Below are 19,098 nucleotides of genomic sequence, written 5' to 3' on the forward strand. Positions count from 1 at the left end.
CTTGAGACGTCACACGATGAGAGGGGGCGCTGCGTTCCGTGGCCTCTATGTCACGGGCGTCAGGAGCGGCTCACCCCTCAAGTAAGCCGCGATATTGGCGCGCTGCAACTCGCCCATCGCGCGGCGGGTCTCGACGGTGCCGGAGCCCTGGTGCGGCTGAAGGATGACGTTCGGAAGCGTGAGGAAGCGCGGGTCGATGTCCGGCTCGTTGCGGAACACGTCGAGCGCCGCGCCGATGCGGCCGGCCTCGAGAGCATCGAGAAGAGCCGCCTCGTCCACGGTCGAGCCCCGCGAGATATTCACCAGCACCGCGTCCTGCGGCATGCAGGCGATGACCTCGGCCGAGATGTAGTCCTGCGTCGCGGCCCCGCCGACCAGAGCCACCACGAGCCAGTCGACCTCGGCGGCGAGGCCCTCGGGCGTCGCATGGAATGTCCATCCCGCCGGCACGTCCTTCGCGCTGCGTGCGTGGTAGTGGATCTCCATGCCGAAGGCCACGAGCCTGTCCGCGATGCTGCGACCGATCCGGCCGAGGCCCATGATCCCGGCGCGGCCGCCCGAAAACTTTCGGTTCAGGGGGAAGTCGCCGCCCGGCCAGCGGCCCTCGCGCACGAAGCGGTCGCCCGCGGGGATGCAGCGGCAGTGGGCGAGCATCATGGCAAGCGCCGTGTCGGCGACGTCGTCGTTCAGGACGTCGGGTGTGTTGGTCACCCGGATGCCGCGATCACGAGCGGCCTCGATGTTGATCGCGTCGTAGCCCACGCCGAAGTTCGAGATCAGGCCCAGGTTCGGAAGCAGGTCCATCTCGGCGGCGCCGAAGGACGCGCCGCTCTTGTAGGCCACGGCAACGGCCTCGTTCCGAAGGGCGGGATCGAGCGACGCAAGATCGGCGAGACGCGCGATCGTGGCCAGAGCGTAGTCCCTCGACATCGCCTCGCTGTCCCAGTCCGGGTAGGAGCCCACCGCGATTACCCGTTTCCGTTCCATCCTGTCTCCTTTCGCCCGTGCCGTGCCGCCTGCAGGCGGTGCCGGGCAAGGCTGTCACATCGGGAAAGCGGGGACCAGCCCGGGACGCATCGTGCTTCCGGCTGGTGCCGGGCGAGGGCGAGGGCCCCGTCCGGCACGGGCCGTCGCGGCGCGCGGGTCGCAGCGGGCTTGTTCTCGCATCGAGAATGCTCTTTTGTGAGGCCGGAGCAGGGAGGGAGGCTTCGATGAGCGAGGGCGGCGGCCGGCTGGCCGGGAAGCGCGCGCTGGTGACGGCGGCAGGTCAGGGGATCGGTCGGGCCTCGGCACTGGCCATGGCCCGCGAAGGGGCAGAGGTGCTCGCCACCGACATCAACGAGGCTGCGCTCGGCGAACTCGCGGAGGCGGGACTCGAGGTGCGCCGCCTCGACGTCCGCGACCCGTCCTCCATCGCAGCGGCGGTCGAGGCGGCCGGACCTGTCGACGTGCTCTTCAACTGCGCGGGTTTCGTGGCCGCGGGGACGATCCTCGACTGCGACGAGGACAGCTGGGAGTTTTCGGTCGGGCTGAACCTCACCGGCATGTACCGGATGTGCCGCGCCTTCCTGCCGGGCATGATCGAGGGAGGCGGCGGGTCGATCATCAACATGGCGTCCGTCGTCTCGGCCGCGATCGCCGCTCCGAACCGGTTCGTCTACGGCACCACGAAGGCGGGTGTCGTGGGCCTGACGAAATCCATCGCGGCCGATTTCATCGGGCAGGGCATCCGCTGCAACGCGATCTGCCCCGGTACCGTCGAGAGCCCCTCGCTCGAGGAGAGGCTCCGTGCCACCGGCGACTACGAGGCCGCCCGTCGGGCCTTCGTGGCCCGCCAGCCCATCGGCCGCATCGGCCGCCCCGAGGAGATCGCGGCGCTCGTCGTCTATCTCGCCTCGGACGAATCCGCCTATACCACCGGGGTCGCCCATGTCATCGACGGGGGCTGGTCCAACATCTGAGGAGACGCCATGAAACTGCTGCGCCATGGGCCCGCCGGGGCCGAACGACCCGGCCTCGTCTGGACCGACGGCTCGATCCGCGACCTGTCGGGCGTGGTGCCGGACATCGCGGGCGAGGTGCTGTCGGACGAGGGGCTGGCGAAGCTCCGCGACATCGACGGGGCGAGCCTGCCCGTCGTGCCGGAAGGCACGCGCCTCGGCCCCTGCGTCGCGGGCACGACCAAGTTCGTCTGCATCGGCCTGAACTATTCGGATCACGCCGCCGAGACCGGTGCGCAGGTCCCGCCCGAGCCGATCATCTTCATGAAGGCCAATTCGGCGATCTGCGGGCCGAACGACCCGATCATCATTCCCCGCGGCTCGGTGAAGACCGACTGGGAAGTGGAACTGGCCGTCATCATCGGCAAGAAGGCGAAATATGTCTCCGAGGCCGAGGCGCTGGACCATGTCGCGGGATATGCGGTGGCCAATGACGTCTCCGAGCGCTCGTTCCAGGCCGAGCGGTCGGGCCAGTGGACCAAGGGCAAGAGCTGCGACAACTTCGGGCAGCTCGGGCCCTGGCTCGTGACGCGCGACGAGGTGGCCGACCCGCAGAGCCTGCCGCTGTGGCTGTCGGTCAACGGAGAGAAGATGCAGAACGGCACGACCGGGACGATGGTCTACGGCGTGGCCCATCTGGTCAGCTACCTGTCGCAGTTCATGACGCTCCATCCGGGCGACGTGATCTCGACCGGCACGCCTCCGGGCGTGGGCCTCGGCATGAAGCCGCCGCGGTTCCTCAAGCCGGGCGACGTGGTCGAGCTTGGCGTCGAAGGGCTGGGCCAGCAACGGCAGGAGGTCGTCGCCGACGCGTGAGACCGGGCGGGGCCGGTCGTTGCGGCGCATGTCGCCGGGACGTATCGGCCCTTCTCTCCTGTCCCGCGACCAGCGTTCACGGCGCACTCCCGCGGATGCATCTTCTTGACACCCGGCCCGTGCGATCCTGAAAAGCGCTGTTCTTCCTCCTGATCCTGAAGGATGATCCTGTAAAGTCGGGAGGAGCGGATCATGCCGATGACGGCGCTGACGGGAAGCCGGGTGAGAGAGCGGCGGCAACAGCTCGGGCTCAGGCAGGCCGATCTGGCGCGGGCCGCGGGCATCTCGGCCTCCTATCTCAACCTGATCGAGCACAACCGGCGGCGCATCGGCGGCGAGGTGCTGTCACGGCTGGCGCTTGCCCTGAAGATCGAGGCGCAGACGCTGTCGACTGGGGCGGAGGGCGTGCTGATCGAGGATCTGCGAGCCGCGGCCGCCTCGGCCGGGGACGAGCAGCCCGAACTCGACCGGGTGGAGGATCTGGTCGGCCGCTATCCCGGCTGGGCGCGGATGCTGGCCGCGCAGCACCGGCGGGTGGGCCTGCTCGAGCGGACCGTGACCGCGCTGAACGATCGGCTGACCCACGACACGCACCTGAGCCAGGCGCTGCACGAGGTGCTCTCGGCGGTCAGTGCCGTGCGCTCGACCGCCGCGATCCTCGCGGAGACCGAGGACATAGATCCCGACTGGCGTGCGCGCTTCCATGCCAACATCCATGCCGACAGCGAGCGGCTCGCGGTGGGGGCCGAGGCGCTGGTGGCCTATCTCGATGCGGCATCCGAGGACGAGGAACAGGGCCTCGCCGCGCCGCAGGAGGAGGTGGAAGGCTGGCTCGCCGGGCGCGGCTGGCATCTGGCGGAGCTGGAAGAGCCGGGCGGTCGCGCGGTGCTCGAGGCCGAGGTCGAGCATCTCGCCTCGGAGGCCGGTCGCGCGATGGCGCGCGACTGGATCCAGCGGGCCGAGGCGGACGCGGCCGCCATGCCGCTCGAGCCCTTCCGCGCGGCCCTGCGGACCGAGGGGGATCCGGTGCTGGTGGCCCGGCAGTTCGGGGTCGGCGTATTGGCGACCTTCCGGCGCATGGCGACCCTTCCGGGTGCGATTGCGGGCCTCGTGATCTGTGACGGCTCCGGTACGCTGGTGTTCCGCAAGCCACCCGAGGGCTTCCTCTTGCCGCGCTTCGGGGCGGCCTGTCCGCTCTGGCCGCTGTTCGAGGCGCTTGCGCGGCCGCTCAGCCCGATCGAGGCGGTGGTGGAGCCCGCGGCCCGGACCCGCCGGCGCTTCCGCACGCGGGCCTTCTGCGAGCCGCGCCACCCATCCGGGTTCTCAGGCCCCGAGTTGCGCGAGGCGGGCATGCTGATCGAGCCCGCGCTGCCCGATCCGGCGAGGGAGCCGCGCGCCGTCGGCACGTCCTGCCGGATCTGCCCGCGCGCGGGATGCCCCGCCCGCCGAGAACCCTCGATCCTGCTGGAGGGGGAGTAGTCTCGCTTGCTTGATCGGCCGGGCGGCGCGGGCGTCCGCAAGACACCTCCGAAAGGCCCGGGTTCCGTGGTTCGGCCGAGACGGTCTCCGCCTTCGGGAGGAAGCGCGGCCGCCCCTGCGGCGAGACCTGCCGCTTCGGCGGAAGGCTCCGGCCGCGCTGCATGACCGTCAGGGTCGCCTGGCAGGCTTCCGGCACCGCCATGCGCCGGCTTCCAGCTTTGACAGCAAAGCTTTTTCCGCAGATAGTTGCGAAGGGGCAGGGGAGGACGGCCCCGGTGCAGGTTCCGGGGGGATGGTTCATGACGGCGCATGTGCTGCTGATCGAGGACGAGCCGAACATTGCCGAGGCGATCCGGTTCATCCTGATGCGCGACGGACTGAAGGTCTCGACCCACTCCGGAGGCGCCGATGCGATCGAGGTGGTGCGGAGTTCCCAGCCCGATCTTCTGATCCTCGATCTCATGCTGCCGGGGATGAGCGGATTCGACATCCTTTCGGCCCTGCGTGCGGATCCCGACACCGAGGACCTGCCCGTCCTGATGCTGACCGCCAAGGGGCAGGGACGCGACCGCGCGGCGGCGGAACGGGCGGGGGTCGATGCCTTCATGTCGAAACCCTTTTCCAACACGGAAATGCTGGCGTCGGTCCGGGCGCTCGTGCCGCGATGAGCCGCCGGCGCTCGCCGCTGTTTCTCGCGCGGCGGTCCTACCGCAGGCGCAGGCTGCGTGACGCGGCGCGCGTGCTGCCGATCTTCGGATCGTTCCTGTTCCTGCTGCCGATCCTGTGGGAGCCGGCGGCCACCGACCGGCGCGACACGGCGCCGGACGGCGTCTATCTCTTCGTGGTCTGGGCGCTGCTGATCCTCGTGGCCGGCGCCATGGCGCCGGGGCTCAGGGCCGAAGCGCGCGAGGACGGGGCGGACGAAAGCGGATCCGCGGAGGGCGGAGCGGGCTGATGCCGTTCGATCTCCTGGTTCTTTCCTGTCTCAGCTACGTCATCTTCCTGTTCCTCGTGGCTTTCCTCGTCGAGCGCAGGGCGGTGGGCGAGGCGCTGCCCTGGCTGCGGTCGCCGCTGGTCTACACGCTCTCGCTCTCGATCTACTGCACGGCCTGGACCTTCTACGGCGCGGTGGGCTACGCGGCACGCTCGGGGCTCGAGTTCCTGACCATCTACCTCGGGCCGACGCTGGTCTTCGTCGGCTGGTGGTGGGTGCTGCGCAAGCTGGTGCGGATCGGGCGGCAGCAGCGGGTAACCTCGATCGCCGACCTGATCTCGTCGCGCTACGGCAAGTCGAACCTTCTGGGCGTGCTTGTCACGCTCCTCTGCGTCGTCGCAGCGACCCCCTATATCGCGCTGCAACTGCAGTCGGTGACGCTCAGCTTCAGCGTCTTCGCAAGCGGCGCGCACGAGGGCTGGCAGATGCCCGACCGCGACAGCACGGCAATCTGGGTCGCCGCCGGCCTCGCGCTCTTCACCATCCTCTTCGGAACCCGCAAGCTCGACGCCAACGAGCAGCACACCGGGATCGTCACTGCCATCGCCGTCGAGGGGGTCGTGAAGCTGGTGGCGCTCGTGGCGGTCGGCGCCTATGTCGTCTGGGGGATCGCGGACGGGCCGGCCGACATCATCGCGCGGATCGACCGGTCCGCAATCGCGGACTGGGAACTTGCGCCTTCGCGGTGGGCGGGCCTCACCTTCCTCTCGGCGGCGGCGGTCGTCTGCCTGCCGCGCATGTTCCAGGTGCTGGTGGTAGAGACCGGGGACGAGCGCCACCTCGCCACCGCAAGCTGGGCCTTCCCGCTCTACATGTTCCTGATGAGCCTCTTCGTCGTGCCGATCGCGGTGGTGGGGCTGGAGATCATGCCCGAGGGCGCCAATCCGGATCTCTTCGTCCTGACCGTCCCCCTCGATCAGGGGCGCGGAGGACTGGCGATGCTGGCCTTCCTCGGCGGCTTCTCCTCGGCCACCGCCATGGTCATCGTGGCCGCCGTGGCCCTGGCAACGATGGTGTCCAACCACATCGTCATGCCGCTCTGGCTGTCGCTGCGGCCGACGCCCGCGGTCAGCGGCGATGTGCGGCGGCTGGTCCTGCTCGCACGGCGGATCTCGATCGCGGGGGTGCTCGCTCTCGGCTATGGCTACTACCGCCTCTCGGGAGGATCGAGCGCTCTCGCCGCCATCGGTCTCATCTCCTTCGTCGGCGTGGCGCAGATCCTGCCCGCGATGCTCGGCGGCATCTTCTGGCGCGGAGCCACGCGCACGGGCGCCCTCTATGGCCTCCTGCTCGGTTTCGCGGTCTGGGCCTACACGCTCTTCCTGCCCTCCTTCGGCGAGGGTGCCGTCCTCTCCGCCCACACCATCACGGAAGGCCCCTTCGGCGTAGGCTGGCTCCGCCCGCAGGCGCTGTTCGGCGTCGGGCGGATGGATCCGCTCATTCATTCGATGTTCTGGTCGCTCGCCCTCAACACGACGGTCTTCGTCGCGGCCTCGCTCGTGACCTTTCCGGGGCCGCTGGAACGGCTGCAGGGTGCAGCCTTCGTGAATGTCTTCGAGACCGGCGACCGCGGCCCGCAGGGATGGGCGCAGGGCAAGGCGGAATCCGAGGAACTTCTGGTCATGGCGCAGCGCATCCTGGGCGAGGAGGCGGCGCTGGCGCTGTTTCAGTCCGAGGCGCGCGCGCAGGGCAAGCAGGGCTACCTGCCCGACCCGATCCCGGTCTTCGTCGAGCGGCTGGAGCGGAGGCTCGCAGGGTCGGTGGGCGCGGCCACGGCCCATGCCATGCTGGCGCAGCTGGCCGGTCGCGCGGCGGTGTCCGTCGAGGATCTGATGGCGGTGGCCAACGAAACCGCGCAGATCATGGAGTATTCCGCGCGGCTCGAAGCGCAGCAGGAGGAACTGACCCGCACGGCCCGGCAGCTGCGCGAGGCGAACGACAAGCTCACCCGGCTCTCGGTGCAGAAGGACGCCTTCCTGAGCCAGATCAGCCACGAATTGCGCACGCCCATGACCTCGATCCGCGCCTTCTCGGAGATCCTGATGGAGGGCGACCTGCCGCCCGAGATGGCGGCACGCCACGCCCGGATCATCCACGAGGAGGCCATCCGGCTCACCCGGCTGCTCGACGACCTGCTGGATCTCTCGGTGCTCGAGAACGGGTCGGTGCAGCTGAACCTGGGCCTCTCCAACCTCCAGCAGATGATCGACCGGGCGCTGCAGGCCGCGGCGCATACCCGGCCCGAGCGCGGCTTCACCATTCACCGCGATCCCACGGCCGAGAACATCTTTCTCTTCACCGACGGTGACCGGCTCGCGCAGGTCTTCATCAACCTGATCTCGAACGCCCGCAAATACTGCGATGCCGAGTATCCCGAGCTGCGGATCTCGGTGCGCCAGAAGGGCGGGCGCGTGACGGTGGATTTCGCCGACAACGGCTCCGGGATCTCGAAGGAAAGCCAGGAGCTGATCTTCGAGAAGTTTGCGCGGCTGTCCGACCAGACGCGGGCCGGCGGCGCGGGTCTGGGCCTCGCCATCTGCCGCGAGGTGATGGCCAACCTCGGCGGCACCATCACCTATCTGCCGGGGCAGGGCGGCGCCGCCTTCCGCGTGACGCTGCCGCTGCGCCTCCAGCGGGCGGCGTGAACCCTCCGGCCGGTTCGGGCAAGCGCCGCGGCACGGGCTTGCGGCCGAGACGACGGTCCGGCCGGGCGTTGCAGCGGAAGATCGACCCGCGCAGCCGTCAACCCTTTCTCAACTCTGTCGTGCCAAAAGGTCCGGAGGCGATTGCAGGACGATGCGGTGACGGAAAGCGTGCTCAGGCGCAAGATCGAGGCGAAGGCCCGGCCGGTGGTGCCGCAGGTCACGGGGGCGGAGCGTGGGCTCAGGCTGTCGCTGGCGCGGGCGGCGCGGGACTCGTTCGCGCTGGCGCTCGACGTGGCGCAGCTCGCCTCGGCCCGGCGGTCTCTGGCCGAACTTCTCGAACTGCCGGAGGAACTCTCGCTCCACGCGGTCCTCGAGGGACCGGGCGAGGGGCTGGGGCTTCTGGTCCTGTCGCCCCCGGTGCTCTCCGCGCTGATCGAGGTGCAGACGATCGGCCGCGTGACCGCGCTGCCGGTCGCGACCCGCAAGCCCACCCGCACCGATGCCGCAATGGTCTCCGGCTTCATGGACCGGTTCCTTTCGGAACTGGACCTGCTGATCGACGAGGACGAGGATCGGATCTGGGCGGCCGGCTTCCGCTACGCGTCCTTCCTCGACGATCCACGGCCTCTGGGTCTCCTGCTCGAGGATTGCGACTACCGCGTCTTCACCGCCGAGGTGGACCTCGCGCTCGGGTCCAAGACCGGAACGCTTCTCCTCGCCTTTCCGGCCGAAGGCCGGGGTGAGCCGCTGGCACCCCCGACCGAACCGGAGGGAGAGGCGGCACCCCCGACCGATTTCGGCAACGCCCTGGCGGAGCAGGTCATGGGGGCGGATTGCCGCCTCGACGCGGTGCTGAGCCGCGTGACCCTGCCCCTCGGCATGCTGATGCAGTGGCAGGTTGGCGATCTGGTGGAGCTGCCGAAGGCTACGCTCGACGGCATTTCCTTCGAGGGTCTCGATGGCCATCGCATCGCCGAGGGCAGGCTCGGTCAGCATCGCGGCATGCGCGCCGTGCGGCTCTCGCCCGCCGCTGCCGCCATGGAGCCAGCAAGTGGCGGCGTCGTCCCCTTCGCGATGACCGGCAGCGATGACTGATCCGCGCAGGTCTCCCCCTGAGCCTCGCAAGCCGGGGCCGATCCTGCTGCAAGGGGAGGAGCAGGCACCCTGATCACGCGCTTCTGCGCAGCGAGGTCCGGATGCTCAGCGACGGGCAGGCGACCGGAATGCCCGGCTTGCAGGGACCGCTCGAGGGACGGACGGCATGCGACCGACGGGCGCCGGGATGCGCGCGGTCAGGCCTTCGTTTCGGCGAGGCGGTCGATCTCGCGCCGGAAGCCTTCCAGCTGGTATCCGTGGCTTGCGGCCCGGGCGATCAGCTCGTCGGTCGGCAGTCGCCCGGCGCTGGCCAGCGCCCAGACGACCGAGGACCGGTTGCCCGAGGCGCAGTAGGCCAGAACCGGACCGGACGCCGCGTCGATGGCATCGCGCTGGCGGTGCACGTTCTCGAGCGTGATCGCCCCGCCGATCACGGGGTTCGCGACGAAGGTGAAGCCCTCGGCTTCGGCCGCGTCGCGCATCGCGTCCGTGTGCAGCGGCGGAGGGATCTCGCCATCCGGGCGGTTGTCGATGATCGTCGTGAAACCCGCTGCCCGGAGCGCCGGGAGCTCTTCCGGCGATATCTGCGGCGAGACGGCGTAGCTGTCGGTGAGGTGACGAAAGCTCATGGAGATCCCTTGCTGCGGCGCGGCTCTGCCGGCAACCATAGCGTCGGGCGGGATGGGAGGAAAGGTCGCAGGCGCCGGCCCGGCGCTCACTTCGACCGTGCGATGACACGCGCAGGGACCGTCCGTCCGGCGGCTTCCGTCCGGGCGCCGACCGGCCCTGCCGTGTTGCTGCCGCCTTGAATCATTGACTCAAGTCAAGGAGTCACGGCTGGCCTTCGCCTAACCTCGCCGCACCCAGAGGAGGTGTGCCATGATCGACATCGCCAGACGCAAGGCCCAGCTGGAGACCCGGCTTGCCGATCTGGGGGCGCGGCTCGAAGGCATCGAAGCCGAGCTGGATTCGCACAACTCCCGCGACTGGGAAGAACTCGCGACCGAGCGCGAGACCGAGGAAGTGCTCGAAAGCATGGGCACCTCGGGACAGCAGGAAATGCGCGCCATCATGGCTGCGCTCGCCCGCATCGAGGCGGACGAATACGGCTACTGCGTGAAATGCGGTTCGGAAATCGGCGATGCGAGGCTCGACGTCTTGCCCTACACGCCGTTCTGCCGCAATTGCGCCGGGTGACCGGCGGAGGAGGACAGATGACGATCGCGACCAAGCCCAGGCCGGTGCAGGACAAGCCGAACACGATGGCAGCGGATGACGAAGGCCCGATGGAGAGCCTCGCCCATCTGCTCGTCGAGATGCAGGGTCTCGCCCTCGTCCTGCCGCCGGTGGATCGGACCGAGGCCGAGATCGAGGCCGAATTCGACAACATGCCGGTCTGATCCTGAAGCTGTTGCCGGGGGGGCGGCGCAGAGGCCGCTTTCGTCACTCCGACAGGCAGCCCTGCGTCGCGGGCCCCCGCAGGCGTCAGCCGACGGGCTGCCGCTTCCCGTCCCACGTCCGTCGGGCCGCGCCTTTCTCGGGAGCGGCCGGGCGGGACGTCATCCCAGCAGGATGCCCGCCACCACGCACATGAGGCCGATCGCCGAGATCCCCAGGGCCGCGAGGTTCAGTGCCACGACGCGCTGCAGTCGCGCGCGCATCTCGGCATCCGGCAACTGCGCGCGGCGCGCCGACATCGCAAGCCAGATGCACCACGCCAACCCGCCGACGCCCGCGAGCGAGATCGCGGCTCCGATCCAGATCATCCATTCCATGGCACTCTCCCGCTGCTCCCTGCACGCCGCGGGGCCTAGCGGAGCCTGTGGGCGCTGGCAAGGGCGACCGGGCCACGAAGGATCGCGTCCCGCTTGATCCGGCCCCCCCGCCCGAGATAGGAGGGGCGCCAACGAGACCGAGAGGCAGAGACATGAGCGACACGCTGGACCCCTACAACGTCACCGCCGACGAACTGCGCCAGTTCATCGAGCGCTACGAGCAGCTCGAGGCCGAGAAGAAGGACGTCACCGAGCAGCAGAAGGAGCTGATGGCGGAGGCCAAGGGCCGCGGCTACGATACCAAGGTGATGAAGAAGGTGGTGGCCCTGCGCAAGCGCAAGCCCGACGACATCGCCGAAGAGGAGACGATCCTCGAACTCTACAAGAACGCCCTCGGCATGGCCTGACGAACGGGGGCTGGCAGGGACCTTCCCGCAAGGCTTGCCCTGTGGCCCCCGGTTCCGGACCTCGCTGCCCGGAGGGCGTTCCGGACGGCGAGCGCCTCGTCAGGCGGCGAGGAACGACACGCCCTGCAGCGTCTGGATCCGCGCCACGTCCTCGTCATAGGCGCGCGTCAGCATCTCGACCACGTCCGGCGACCATCCGGGCATCTCGAACTCCATCTCGATCCGGTCGGGCAGGGCATAGGCTTCGAGATGCGACGAGATCAGCCGTCGCCGCTGGATCGGGCCGTCCGTCGGTGCCTCCGCCAGGGCGGTCCGCAGCCGCGTCAGCCCTTCCGCAGACATGATCGCCGCAAGGAGATCGTCGGTGCCTTCGAGCGCGGCGGGATCAGTCCCGGTGAGGGAGCCCAGCACCTCGGGCCAGATCAGTGGCGTGTCCTCGTCGCACCAGACGGTAAGGGGCACATCGGGCGCGGCGAGGCGGATCGCGCGGATCGTGTCGGACCAGCGGAGGGTTCCGAGATGGGTGCCCTCGAGGAAGTCCGCATGGCTGCGCCCGCGCTGCTTCTGGAAGAGCGCGGGCAGGAAGGTCGCCGGATTGCGGATGGCAAGATGCGCCTCGGTCGTGTGGCCTGCGAAGATGTCGGCCAGCGCCCGCATCCTCTCGCCCGCAGCGGGGTAGAAGACGCCGCGCAGGACCCATTGCGGATAGGAGAGGAAGCTGTCCCAGGTCAGGATCGCGCGCTCGGCCCGTGCGCCGGCGAAGACCTGGTCCAGCACCGCCTGCTGCGCGCCGTCCACCAGCGGCGCGCCCTTCAGCGTGACCGCCGTGTCGCGCAGAAGCGTCCGGTAACGTGCCGGGTCGGGAACGACGATGCCCTCCGCCTCGAGCAGGTCGCGGTTGCGCTGAAGGCAGCGGAGAAGCCGTTCCTCGTCCGTGCAATGGGCACCGAGGTGATAGACAATATGCATGCAGGGCTCGCTTTCAATCGGGCGGAATATACGGGCTTTTCTGGACAGGAAAACCGGAAACCGGTATGGGGCAGGGATGCTTGAGCCTCACCGGACCGATCTGCCCGCCGCGCGGGAAGGGCTGCGGCTGCCACGGCCGGACGGCTGGTCCCTTGGCGCACTGGTCATTGCCGTTCTCGTCCTGATGCCGATCGTCTCGGTCGTCTGGATCGCGTTCCATCCGGTCGAGAACATCTGGCCGCATCTGCTGTCCTCGGTGCTGCCGCGCTACCTCGCCAACACGCTCGTGCTGATGTCGGGGGTCGCCGTTCTCACGGCCATGGTGGGAACGGGTGCGGCCTGGCTCATCGCCATGCACCGCTTTCCGGGGTCGCGGCTGCTCGACCACGCGCTGCTGTTCCCGCTGGCGATCCCGGCCTACATCGGCGCCTATGCGCTTGCGGATTTCTTCGACTATTCGGGCGCGCTGCAGACGGGGCTGCGCGGGCTGATGGGCTGGCAATCCGCCCGGGACTACTGGTTTCCCGAGGTGCGCTCGCGTTGGGCGGCGGTGCTTGTGCTGTCCTCCGCGCTCTATCCCTATGTCTACCTTCTCGCACGCGCAGCCTTCCGCGAGCAGTCCGGGGCTTCCTACGAAGTGGCGCGCGCGCTGGGGAAGGGACCCTGGGGGCTGTTCTTCCGGGTGGGCCTGCCGCTCGCGCGGCCGGCCATCGCCGCGGGCGTGGCGCTGGCCATGATGGAGACGGTCGCAGATTTCGGCACCGTGGAGCACTTCGGCGTGCAGACGCTGACGACCGGCATCTTCTCGGTGTGGCTGACGGCCGGCAATGCCGGAGGCGCCGCGCAGATCGCGGGCGTCGTTCTCGTGCTCATCTTCCTGCTGATCGCGCTGGAGCGGACCGGCAGGCGCCACGCGCGATTCCATCGCATGTCCCGCGGCTCGCGCCCGATCCAGCCTGTTCGCCTGACCGGCCTTGCGGGATGGCTCGCCACCGCCTTCTGCCTCTTGCCGGTCTGCACCGGTTTCCTGCTTCCCGTGGCGGTGATGCTGAACCATGCCCTGCGGAAGCCGGACGCCTGGACGTCTCCGGGCCTGACGCGCGCGCTTGGCAATACGCTGGCCGTCGGAGGAACCGCGGCCGTTCTGACCGTGAGCGGGGCGGTGTTCCTCGTCTATGGTGTTCGCCTCGCGAGGCGCGGGCTGCCGCGGCTTGTCCTGCCGCTGACGCTTCTGGGATATGCTGCACCCGGTGCGGTGCTGGCGCTGGGTCTGCTGATCCCGCTTGCCGCGCTCGACCACCGCATGGCGGATCTGGTCGAGGCGCTGACGGGCACGGATCCGGGGCTTCTCCTTACCGGCACCGCCGCGGCTCTGGTGCTGGCCTACGTGGTCCGCTTCTTCGGAGTGGCGCAGGGGGCGGTGGACGCGGCCTTCGGCCGGATCTCGCCCAGCCTGCCGATGGCCGCTCGCTCGCTCGGGCGCGGCTCGGGCGCGGTCCTGGCCTCGATCTACCTGCCGCTGATGCGCGGATCGGTGGCAACGGCGCTTCTGGTGGTCTTCGTGGATTGCGTGAAGGAGCTTCCTGCGACGCTGCTCCTGCGGCCCTTCAACTACGACACGCTCGCCACGCGCGCGCATGAGCAGGCGAGCCTGGAGCGGCTGGGAGAGGCTGCCCCTGCTGCTCTGCTCGTGATGCTGGTCGGCCTTGCGGCGGTGGCGCTGCTGGCCCGCGCGAACCGGACGCGCTGAGGGCTTGCGCCGCCTGTTCTGTCGCGCTATCGGGGGCGGGCGCTGTCTCGACCACGAAATCCGCGGGAGAGTCGGCGCAGGATCGCAGCGGGTTGCGGCGATCCGGGCGGAAGGTGTCCGCCTTGGCCGGTGTAGCACAGCGGTAGTGCAGCGGTTTTGTAAACCGAAGGTCGGGGGTTCGATCCCCTCCGCCGGCACCATCTCTCCATTGATCTCTTCCGATCGGATGCCGCGTTCTTCCCGCTCGTCCGGGCAGCGGCTGCGGCGCTGACAGGCGGCGCCGCTTTGATGCTCATCCGTGTGCACAGAACGATGGACAGACTGGACGATCCGGTTCCTTGCCAGGGGGACGCGGCCCGTGCCGGTTCGACTTGCAGTCGGAGGTGCACTTCCCCCTGCCAGAGCACCCCTGAACCGTGCGCGGGACCCGTCTGTCCTGCGTCGCGCGTCGGGAGAGATCGGGCACCCCTGTGCCGCGCCTTACTCGACCGTGACGGATTTCGCGAGGTTGCGCGGCTGGTCCACGTCCGTGCCCTTGGCGATGGCGGTGTGATAGGCCAGGAGCTGCGCAGGCACCGCATAGAGGATCGGCGCGAGGAAATCCGCCACCTGAGGCATGGTGAGCGTCTGCCAGCAGCCGGCTCCGGCCTCCGCGATGCCTTCGGCGTCAGAGATCAGCAACACCTTGCCGTGCCGCGCCATGACTTCCTGCATGTTCGACACGGTCTTGTCGAACAGGCCGTCGCGAGGTGCCATCACGATCACCGGCACCCGATTGTCGATCAGAGCGATGGGCCCGTGCTTGAGTTCGCCCGATGCATAACCTTCCGCGTGTATGTAGCTGATTTCCTTCAGCTTCAACGCCCCTTCCAGTGCCAGTGGGAACATGGGGCCGCGGCCGAGGAAGAGGATGTCCTGCGCCTCGGCCAGCTCTCCGGCGAGGCTGCGGATGTCGTCGGCGAGGCCGAGCGCATGGTTCATCAGCCCGGGCAGCGTCGCCAGTGCGTCGAGCCTGCGGCCGAGTTCCGCGTCGTCGATCCGGCCGCGGTCGCGCGCCGCCTTCAACGCCAGTAGCGCGAGCACGGTGAGCTGGCAGGTGAAGGCCTTGGTGGAGGCGACCCCGACCTCGACCCCGGCGAGGATCGGCAATGCCAGGTTCGCCTCGCGCGCGATCGACGAGGTGGGCACGTTGACCACGGCGACCGTCCGGGCCACCTCGTCGCCGGCATGGCGCAGGGCCGCCAGCGTGTCGGCCGTCTCGCCTGACTGGCTGACGAAAAAGGCCCAGGACGTGGGCGAAAGCACCGGCTCGCGGTAGCGGAACTCCGAGGCGATATCGACGTCCGCGGGCAGGCCCGCGATCTGCTCGAACCAGTATTTCGCCACGTGGCAGGCATAGGAGGCCGTGCCGCAGGCCACCAGCGTCACCCGGTCCACGCCGGCGAATTCGACGCCCGGAAGGTTGATGTGCCCGTTCTGGACGTAGTGGCGCAGCGCATCGGCCAGAACCACCGGCTGCTCGGCAATTTCCTTGGCCATGAAATGCTTGTAGCCAGCCTTCTCGATCCGCGTGGCGTCGATCTGGATCCGCGTCGTGGTGCGGTTCACCCGACGGCCGTGGCCGTCGAAGATCTCGGCGCCGTCGCGGGTCACGACGGCCCAGTCGCCTTCCTCGAGATAGGTGATCGCATCGGTCATGGGCGCGAGGGCGATTGCGTCCGAGCCCACGAACATCTCGCCGTCGCCATGCCCGATGGCCAGAGGCGAGCCACGGCGCGCGGCAATCAGCAGATCCTCCTCTCCGTCGAAGAGGAAGCACAGCGCGAAGGCCCCCGTCAGCCGCGAGAGCGTCTCGGCGGCGGCTTCCCGCGGGGAGAGGCCGCGGCCCATGTGCATCTGGGTGAGGAGCGCCACCGTCTCGGTGTCGGTCTGGGTCTCGGGGCTGAAGCCCGCCGCCGCGAGTTCCGCGCGCAGTTCGCGGAAATTCTCGATGATGCCGTTGTGAACCACCGCCACCGGTCCCGCGCGATGGGGATGGGCGTTCGTCACCGTCGCCGCGCCATGCGTGGCCCACCGCGTGTGACCGATGCCGATCTTGCCCGCCAGCGGCTCATGCACCAGCAGGTCGGAAAGGTTGGCGAGCTTGCCCACCGCCCGGCGCCGGTCGAGCCGGCCCCCGTTCACCGTGGCGATCCCGGCCGAGTCGTAGCCGCGGTATTCGAGGCGCTTCAGCGCCTCGACGAGAAGCGGCGCCACTTCATGGTTGCCGAGGACTCCGACGATCCCGCACATCAGCTGGCTTCCTTCTTCTTCGCGGCCTTCTCGGCGCGGAACATCTCCATCAGTCGCGTGGCGAGGCCGGGTTTCGTGACCTGCCGCGCGCGGCCCACGGCCAGCGCCTCGGCGGGCACATCCTCGGTGATGACGGAGCCCGAGGCGGTCATCGCCCTTGCGCCGACCCGCACCGGGGCGACCAGCATCGTGTCCGAGCCGATGAAGGCATGGGCGCCGATCTCGGTCCGGTGCTTGTTGACGCCGTCGTAGTTGCAGGTCACCGTACCCGCGCCGATGTTGGTGTGCTCGCCCACGCGGGCATCGCCGAGATAGGTCAGGTGGCCGACCTTCACGCCCTCGTCGAGCACCGCGTTCTTGATCTCGACGAAGTTGCCGACATGGACATCCTCGGCCAGTTCCGCACCGGGGCGGAGGCGCGCGAAGGGCCCGACGGTCGCCCCGCGCGAGACGTGGCAGCCCTCGAGATGGCAGAAGGCGCGGATCTCGGCGCCGGACTCCACGGTGACGCCGGGACCGAAGACCACGTTCGGCCCCACGATCGCATCGCGGCCGAGGAAGGTGTCAAGCGCGAAGAAGACCGTGTCGGGCGCGGTCAGCGTCACCCCGTCGGCAAGTGCCGCGGCGCGGGCCTGCTTCTGGAATTCTGCCTCGGCATCAGCCAGTTGCGCGCGGGTGTTCACTCCGAGCGTCTCGGCCTCGTCGCAGAGCGCCACGCCTGCTGACAGGCCCTTGGCGCGGGCGAGGCCCACGACGTCGGTGAGATAGTATTCGCCCGAGGCATTGGCATTGCCGACCTCGGACACCAGCGAGAAGAGCATCTGAGCCTCGGCGCAGATCACGCCTGAATTGCAAAGGGTTATCGCCCGCTCCTCATCCGTCGCGTCCTTCCATTCGACGATGCGCTCCAGATCCTCTCCCTGCGTCACGAGCCGTCCGTAGCGGCCGGGCTCGGCGGCCTCGAAGCCCAGCACGACCACAGCATGGCGCGCCCGCATCTCGAGCATCCGCTCCAGCGTCTCGGGCCGGATGAAGGGCGTGTCGCCATAGAGCACGACAACCTCGCCGGGCGCATCGGCCAGAAGCGGCGCCGCCTGGGCCACGGCATGGGCGGTGCCGAGCTGCTCGGCCTGGACCACGACCTCGACCGTCTCGTCGAAGGCGCGCGCGGCACGGGCAACCTGTTCGGCGCCATGTCCCGCCACCACCACGACGCGCTCGGGTTCCAGCGACTGGCCGGCACGCAGGGCGTGATGCAGCATGGGCGCCGCGCCGAGAGGGTGCAGGACCTTCGGCAGGTCCGAGTTCATCCGCGTGCCCTGTCCGGCAGCCAGAACGATCAACGAAACGGTCGGACGGCTCATGGGCACCCTTTCCTTTGCACTGCGCCCGTTTTAACGGGGTTGGGCGAGGCCGCAAGACCGTGGCCTTCACACTCTCTTACCGGCTGTTTCAGGAGGCGACATGCGCAATGGATCCGATGGCACGCGGCGCACGGTGGTCTTCGACCTCGACGGAACGCTTGCCGACACGAGCGCCGACTTGATCGCCTCGGCCAATGCCTGCTTCCGGGCCCTGGGTCGCGGCGAACCGCTCGACCCGCTGAAGGATGCGCTGACGGCGTTCCACGGCGGGCGGGCGATGCTGCGGCTCGGGTTCGAGCGGCTGGACGGGCAAAGCGCCGAGGCCGACATCGACCTGCAGTATCCGATCCTGCTCGAGAACTACCGCTGTGCCATCAACGTCCACACGACGCTGTATCCCGGCGCGCGGGAAGCGGTCGAGCGGCTGCGGGCGGAGGGGTTCGCCACGGCGGTCTGCACCAACAAGCCCGAGGCGCTGGCCGAGACGCTGCTCGGACTGATGGAGGTCCGCCATCTCTTCGACGCGATGATCGGGGCGGATACGCTGCCGGTCCGCAAACCCGATCCCGCGCCCTATGTGGCCTCGGTCGAGCGGGCGGGCGGCAGCCTCGGGCACTCCATGCTCGTGGGCGATACCCACACGGATCGCGAGACGGCGCGCGCGGCCGGGGTGCCGGTCGCGCTCGTGACCTTCGGGCCGAGCGGGCGCGACGTGGCGGCCTTCGGCCCCGAGGCGCTGCTCGATCATTTCGATGATCTGCCGGACCTCGCCGCCCGCCTGCTCGGCTGAGACCCGCGATCCGCGCGACGAGAGCGCGCTGCGCCGCCGCGCGAGGCAGTCGCCCGATCCTTCAGGCGGCCGTCATGGTCCGCACATGCCGGTGCGGCAGGCGCGGATGCGGGCCGCGGCAGGGGGCTCAGGTGGCGCCGCTACTCCCGCGCGCGCCAGAGCGGCACGGTCGAGATCGACATCTTGGCCGAGCCTTCGGTCAGTTCGCGCGCATGGACGAGGTAGATCAGCGTATCGTTCGCCTCGTCGTAGATGCGGGTGATCCGGAGCGACTTCAGCACCAGCGACCGGCTCGCCTTGAAGATTTCCTCGCCATCCTCCGACCGATCGATGTCGCCCAGCGTGACCGGCCCGGTCTGCCGGCAGGCGATCGAGGCGTTCGACGGATCCTCGAACCAGTTGCCCTGACGCAGCCGGTCGATCACCGACCGGTCGAAATAGGCGATGTGGCAGGTGACGCCCTGCACCTCGGGGTCCGAGACCGCCTCGATCAGGATGTCGTTGCCGACCCAGTCCACCCCGACCTCGCCCACGACTTCGGCGCTCGCGGGCGAGACCGCCAGCAGCGCCAGCGCCAACCAGAAACGTTTCATGCGCACCTCCTGTCCTTCGGCCCGAGCATGGCGCAGTTCCGCCCGCTGCGCGAGGCCGCTGCACGCCGCACTTGACCGACTCAGCCTGGATGGGCAAGAAATGAACACACGTTCAATAAAGGGCTCGCC

19 protein-coding genes and 1 tRNA gene are annotated in these 19,098 nt (G+C 69.2%); 13 read left to right on the top strand and 7 right to left on the bottom strand.

The features are described from left to right. Window positions 1-45: 45 nt before the first annotated feature. Entirely contained in the window at window positions 46-987 is a 942-nt protein-coding gene (locus tag ACTVZP_RS02565; RefSeq protein ID WP_443210516.1) for a 2-hydroxyacid dehydrogenase, read from the bottom strand. A gap of 224 nt (window positions 988-1,211) precedes the next feature. Here ACTVZP_RS02565 and ACTVZP_RS02570 point away from each other — a divergent pair, with 224 nt between their 5' ends. The 7 genes from ACTVZP_RS02570 to ACTVZP_RS02600 all read left to right on the top strand — a co-directional run bounded on the left by ACTVZP_RS02570 (window position 1,212) and on the right by ACTVZP_RS02600 (window position 9,029). After that, on the top strand, window positions 1,212-1,961 hold the full coding sequence (locus ACTVZP_RS02570) for an SDR family oxidoreductase (protein WP_443210517.1): 750 nt from the start codon (window positions 1,212-1,214) through the stop codon (window positions 1,959-1,961). A gap of 9 nt (window positions 1,962-1,970) precedes the next feature. Next, window positions 1,971-2,816 (top strand): fumarylacetoacetate hydrolase family protein, encoded by an 846-nt coding sequence (locus tag ACTVZP_RS02575; protein WP_443210518.1) that lies wholly within the window; start codon window positions 1,971-1,973, stop codon window positions 2,814-2,816. A gap of 192 nt (window positions 2,817-3,008) precedes the next feature. Continuing rightward, window positions 3,009-4,295, top strand: coding sequence for a helix-turn-helix domain-containing protein (locus ACTVZP_RS02580; protein ID WP_443210519.1), 1,287 nt, complete (start codon window positions 3,009-3,011; stop codon window positions 4,293-4,295). 299 nt (window positions 4,296-4,594) lie between these two features. After that, entirely contained in the window at window positions 4,595-4,963 is a 369-nt protein-coding gene (locus ACTVZP_RS02585) for a response regulator transcription factor (protein WP_443210520.1), read from the top strand. Continuing rightward, window positions 4,960-5,250, top strand: coding sequence for a hypothetical protein (locus tag ACTVZP_RS02590; protein ID WP_443210521.1), 291 nt, complete (start codon window positions 4,960-4,962; stop codon window positions 5,248-5,250). Before ACTVZP_RS02585 ends, ACTVZP_RS02590 begins: the two co-directional genes overlap by 4 nt. After that, entirely contained in the window at window positions 5,250-7,934 is a 2,685-nt protein-coding gene (locus ACTVZP_RS02595) for a sodium:solute symporter family transporter (RefSeq protein WP_443210522.1), read from the top strand. Before ACTVZP_RS02590 ends, ACTVZP_RS02595 begins: the two co-directional genes overlap by 1 nt. Window positions 7,935-8,090: 156 nt before the next feature. After that, the gene (locus ACTVZP_RS02600) at window positions 8,091-9,029 is read left to right on the top strand and encodes a FliM/FliN family flagellar motor switch protein (protein ID WP_443210523.1); all 939 of its coding nucleotides are present in this window, start codon (window positions 8,091-8,093) and stop codon (window positions 9,027-9,029) included. Window positions 9,030-9,226: 197 nt separating this feature from the next. Here the strand turns inward: ACTVZP_RS02600 and ACTVZP_RS02605 are convergent, their stop codons facing one another. Then, window positions 9,227-9,658 (bottom strand): TIGR01244 family sulfur transferase, encoded by a 432-nt coding sequence (locus ACTVZP_RS02605; protein WP_443210524.1) that lies wholly within the window; start codon window positions 9,656-9,658, stop codon window positions 9,227-9,229. 250 nt (window positions 9,659-9,908) lie between these two features. Between ACTVZP_RS02605 and ACTVZP_RS02610 the strand changes: the two genes are divergently transcribed. Continuing rightward, window positions 9,909-10,226 carry a TraR/DksA family transcriptional regulator gene (locus tag ACTVZP_RS02610; protein WP_443210525.1) on the top strand — a complete coding sequence of 106 codons (318 nt, stop codon included), beginning with the start codon at window positions 9,909-9,911 and terminating at the stop codon, window positions 10,224-10,226. Window positions 10,227-10,243: 17 nt separating this feature from the next. Next, the gene (locus ACTVZP_RS02615) at window positions 10,244-10,429 is read left to right on the top strand and encodes a hypothetical protein (protein WP_443210526.1); all 186 of its coding nucleotides are present in this window, start codon (window positions 10,244-10,246) and stop codon (window positions 10,427-10,429) included. A gap of 159 nt (window positions 10,430-10,588) precedes the next feature. Here the strand turns inward: ACTVZP_RS02615 and ACTVZP_RS02620 are convergent, their stop codons facing one another. Next, window positions 10,589-10,804: a hypothetical protein gene (locus ACTVZP_RS02620; RefSeq protein ID WP_443210527.1), complete on the bottom strand. Its 216-nt coding sequence runs from the start codon at window positions 10,802-10,804 to the stop codon at window positions 10,589-10,591. 152 nt (window positions 10,805-10,956) lie between these two features. Here ACTVZP_RS02620 and ACTVZP_RS02625 point away from each other — a divergent pair, with 152 nt between their 5' ends. After that, on the top strand, window positions 10,957-11,211 hold the full coding sequence (locus tag ACTVZP_RS02625; RefSeq protein ID WP_443210528.1) for a DUF2312 domain-containing protein: 255 nt from the start codon (window positions 10,957-10,959) through the stop codon (window positions 11,209-11,211). Between the two features lie 99 nt (window positions 11,212-11,310). On the opposite strand, the gene ACTVZP_RS02630 is transcribed toward ACTVZP_RS02625, so the two are convergent. After that, window positions 11,311-12,180, bottom strand: coding sequence for a hypothetical protein (locus ACTVZP_RS02630; RefSeq protein ID WP_443210529.1), 870 nt, complete (start codon window positions 12,178-12,180; stop codon window positions 11,311-11,313). A 76-nt stretch (window positions 12,181-12,256) separates the two neighbouring features. Between ACTVZP_RS02630 and ACTVZP_RS02635 the strand changes: the two genes are divergently transcribed. After that, the gene (locus ACTVZP_RS02635; protein WP_443210530.1) at window positions 12,257-13,930 is read left to right on the top strand and encodes an ABC transporter permease; all 1,674 of its coding nucleotides are present in this window, start codon (window positions 12,257-12,259) and stop codon (window positions 13,928-13,930) included. Window positions 13,931-14,055: 125 nt separating this feature from the next. Continuing rightward, window positions 14,056-14,130: transfer RNA gene (locus tag ACTVZP_RS02640), tRNA-Thr, on the top strand. A 280-nt stretch (window positions 14,131-14,410) separates the two neighbouring features. On the opposite strand, the gene glmS is transcribed toward ACTVZP_RS02640, so the two are convergent. Then, entirely contained in the window at window positions 14,411-16,222 is a 1,812-nt protein-coding gene (gene glmS, locus ACTVZP_RS02645) for a glutamine--fructose-6-phosphate transaminase (isomerizing) (RefSeq protein WP_443210531.1), read from the bottom strand. After that, on the bottom strand, window positions 16,222-17,586 hold the full coding sequence (gene glmU / locus ACTVZP_RS02650) for a bifunctional UDP-N-acetylglucosamine diphosphorylase/glucosamine-1-phosphate N-acetyltransferase GlmU (RefSeq protein ID WP_443210532.1): 1,365 nt from the start codon (window positions 17,584-17,586) through the stop codon (window positions 16,222-16,224). Before glmU ends, glmS begins: the two co-directional genes overlap by 1 nt. 100 nt (window positions 17,587-17,686) lie before the next feature. Here glmU and ACTVZP_RS02655 point away from each other — a divergent pair, with 100 nt between their 5' ends. Next, window positions 17,687-18,376: a phosphoglycolate phosphatase gene (locus ACTVZP_RS02655; protein WP_443210533.1), complete on the top strand. Its 690-nt coding sequence runs from the start codon at window positions 17,687-17,689 to the stop codon at window positions 18,374-18,376. A gap of 140 nt (window positions 18,377-18,516) precedes the next feature. On the opposite strand, the gene ACTVZP_RS02660 is transcribed toward ACTVZP_RS02655, so the two are convergent. Beyond that, window positions 18,517-18,969: a CreA family protein gene (locus ACTVZP_RS02660; RefSeq protein WP_443210534.1), complete on the bottom strand. Its 453-nt coding sequence runs from the start codon at window positions 18,967-18,969 to the stop codon at window positions 18,517-18,519. Between the last annotated feature and the right edge of the window lie 129 nt (window positions 18,970-19,098).

Source organism: Rhodobacter sp. NSM, assembly GCF_052244495.1.
GTDB lineage: Bacteria > Pseudomonadota > Alphaproteobacteria > Rhodobacterales > Rhodobacteraceae > Cereibacter_A.

What these genes read in the sequence shown, in the direction of transcription:
- ACTVZP_RS02590 (WP_443210521.1), top strand. Translation starts at nt 4,960, where the DNA reads ATGAGCCGCCGGCGCTCGCCGCTGTTTCTCGCGCGGCGGTCCTACCGC.
- ACTVZP_RS02625 (WP_443210528.1), top strand. Translation starts at nt 10,957, where the DNA reads ATGAGCGACACGCTGGACCCCTACAACGTCACCGCCGACGAACTGCGC.
- ACTVZP_RS02595 (WP_443210522.1), top strand. Translation starts at nt 5,250, where the DNA reads ATGCCGTTCGATCTCCTGGTTCTTTCCTGTCTCAGCTACGTCATCTTC.
- ACTVZP_RS02655 (WP_443210533.1), top strand. Translation starts at nt 17,687, where the DNA reads ATGCGCAATGGATCCGATGGCACGCGGCGCACGGTGGTCTTCGACCTC.
- glmS (WP_443210531.1), bottom strand. Translation starts at nt 16,222, where the DNA reads ATGTGCGGGATCGTCGGAGTCCTCGGCAACCATGAAGTGGCGCCGCTT.
- ACTVZP_RS02575 (WP_443210518.1), top strand. Translation starts at nt 1,971, where the DNA reads ATGAAACTGCTGCGCCATGGGCCCGCCGGGGCCGAACGACCCGGCCTC.
- ACTVZP_RS02585 (WP_443210520.1), top strand. Translation starts at nt 4,595, where the DNA reads ATGACGGCGCATGTGCTGCTGATCGAGGACGAGCCGAACATTGCCGAG.
- ACTVZP_RS02635 (WP_443210530.1), top strand. Translation starts at nt 12,257, where the DNA reads ATGCTTGAGCCTCACCGGACCGATCTGCCCGCCGCGCGGGAAGGGCTG.
- ACTVZP_RS02570 (WP_443210517.1), top strand. Translation starts at nt 1,212, where the DNA reads ATGAGCGAGGGCGGCGGCCGGCTGGCCGGGAAGCGCGCGCTGGTGACG.
- glmU (WP_443210532.1), bottom strand. Translation starts at nt 17,586, where the DNA reads ATGAGCCGTCCGACCGTTTCGTTGATCGTTCTGGCTGCCGGACAGGGC.
- ACTVZP_RS02620 (WP_443210527.1), bottom strand. Translation starts at nt 10,804, where the DNA reads ATGGAATGGATGATCTGGATCGGAGCCGCGATCTCGCTCGCGGGCGTC.
- ACTVZP_RS02660 (WP_443210534.1), bottom strand. Translation starts at nt 18,969, where the DNA reads ATGAAACGTTTCTGGTTGGCGCTGGCGCTGCTGGCGGTCTCGCCCGCG.
- ACTVZP_RS02610 (WP_443210525.1), top strand. Translation starts at nt 9,909, where the DNA reads ATGATCGACATCGCCAGACGCAAGGCCCAGCTGGAGACCCGGCTTGCC.
- ACTVZP_RS02605 (WP_443210524.1), bottom strand. Translation starts at nt 9,658, where the DNA reads ATGAGCTTTCGTCACCTCACCGACAGCTACGCCGTCTCGCCGCAGATA.
- ACTVZP_RS02630 (WP_443210529.1), bottom strand. Translation starts at nt 12,180, where the DNA reads ATGCATATTGTCTATCACCTCGGTGCCCATTGCACGGACGAGGAACGG.
- ACTVZP_RS02580 (WP_443210519.1), top strand. Translation starts at nt 3,009, where the DNA reads ATGCCGATGACGGCGCTGACGGGAAGCCGGGTGAGAGAGCGGCGGCAA.
- ACTVZP_RS02615 (WP_443210526.1), top strand. Translation starts at nt 10,244, where the DNA reads ATGACGATCGCGACCAAGCCCAGGCCGGTGCAGGACAAGCCGAACACG.
- ACTVZP_RS02565 (WP_443210516.1), bottom strand. Translation starts at nt 987, where the DNA reads ATGGAACGGAAACGGGTAATCGCGGTGGGCTCCTACCCGGACTGGGAC.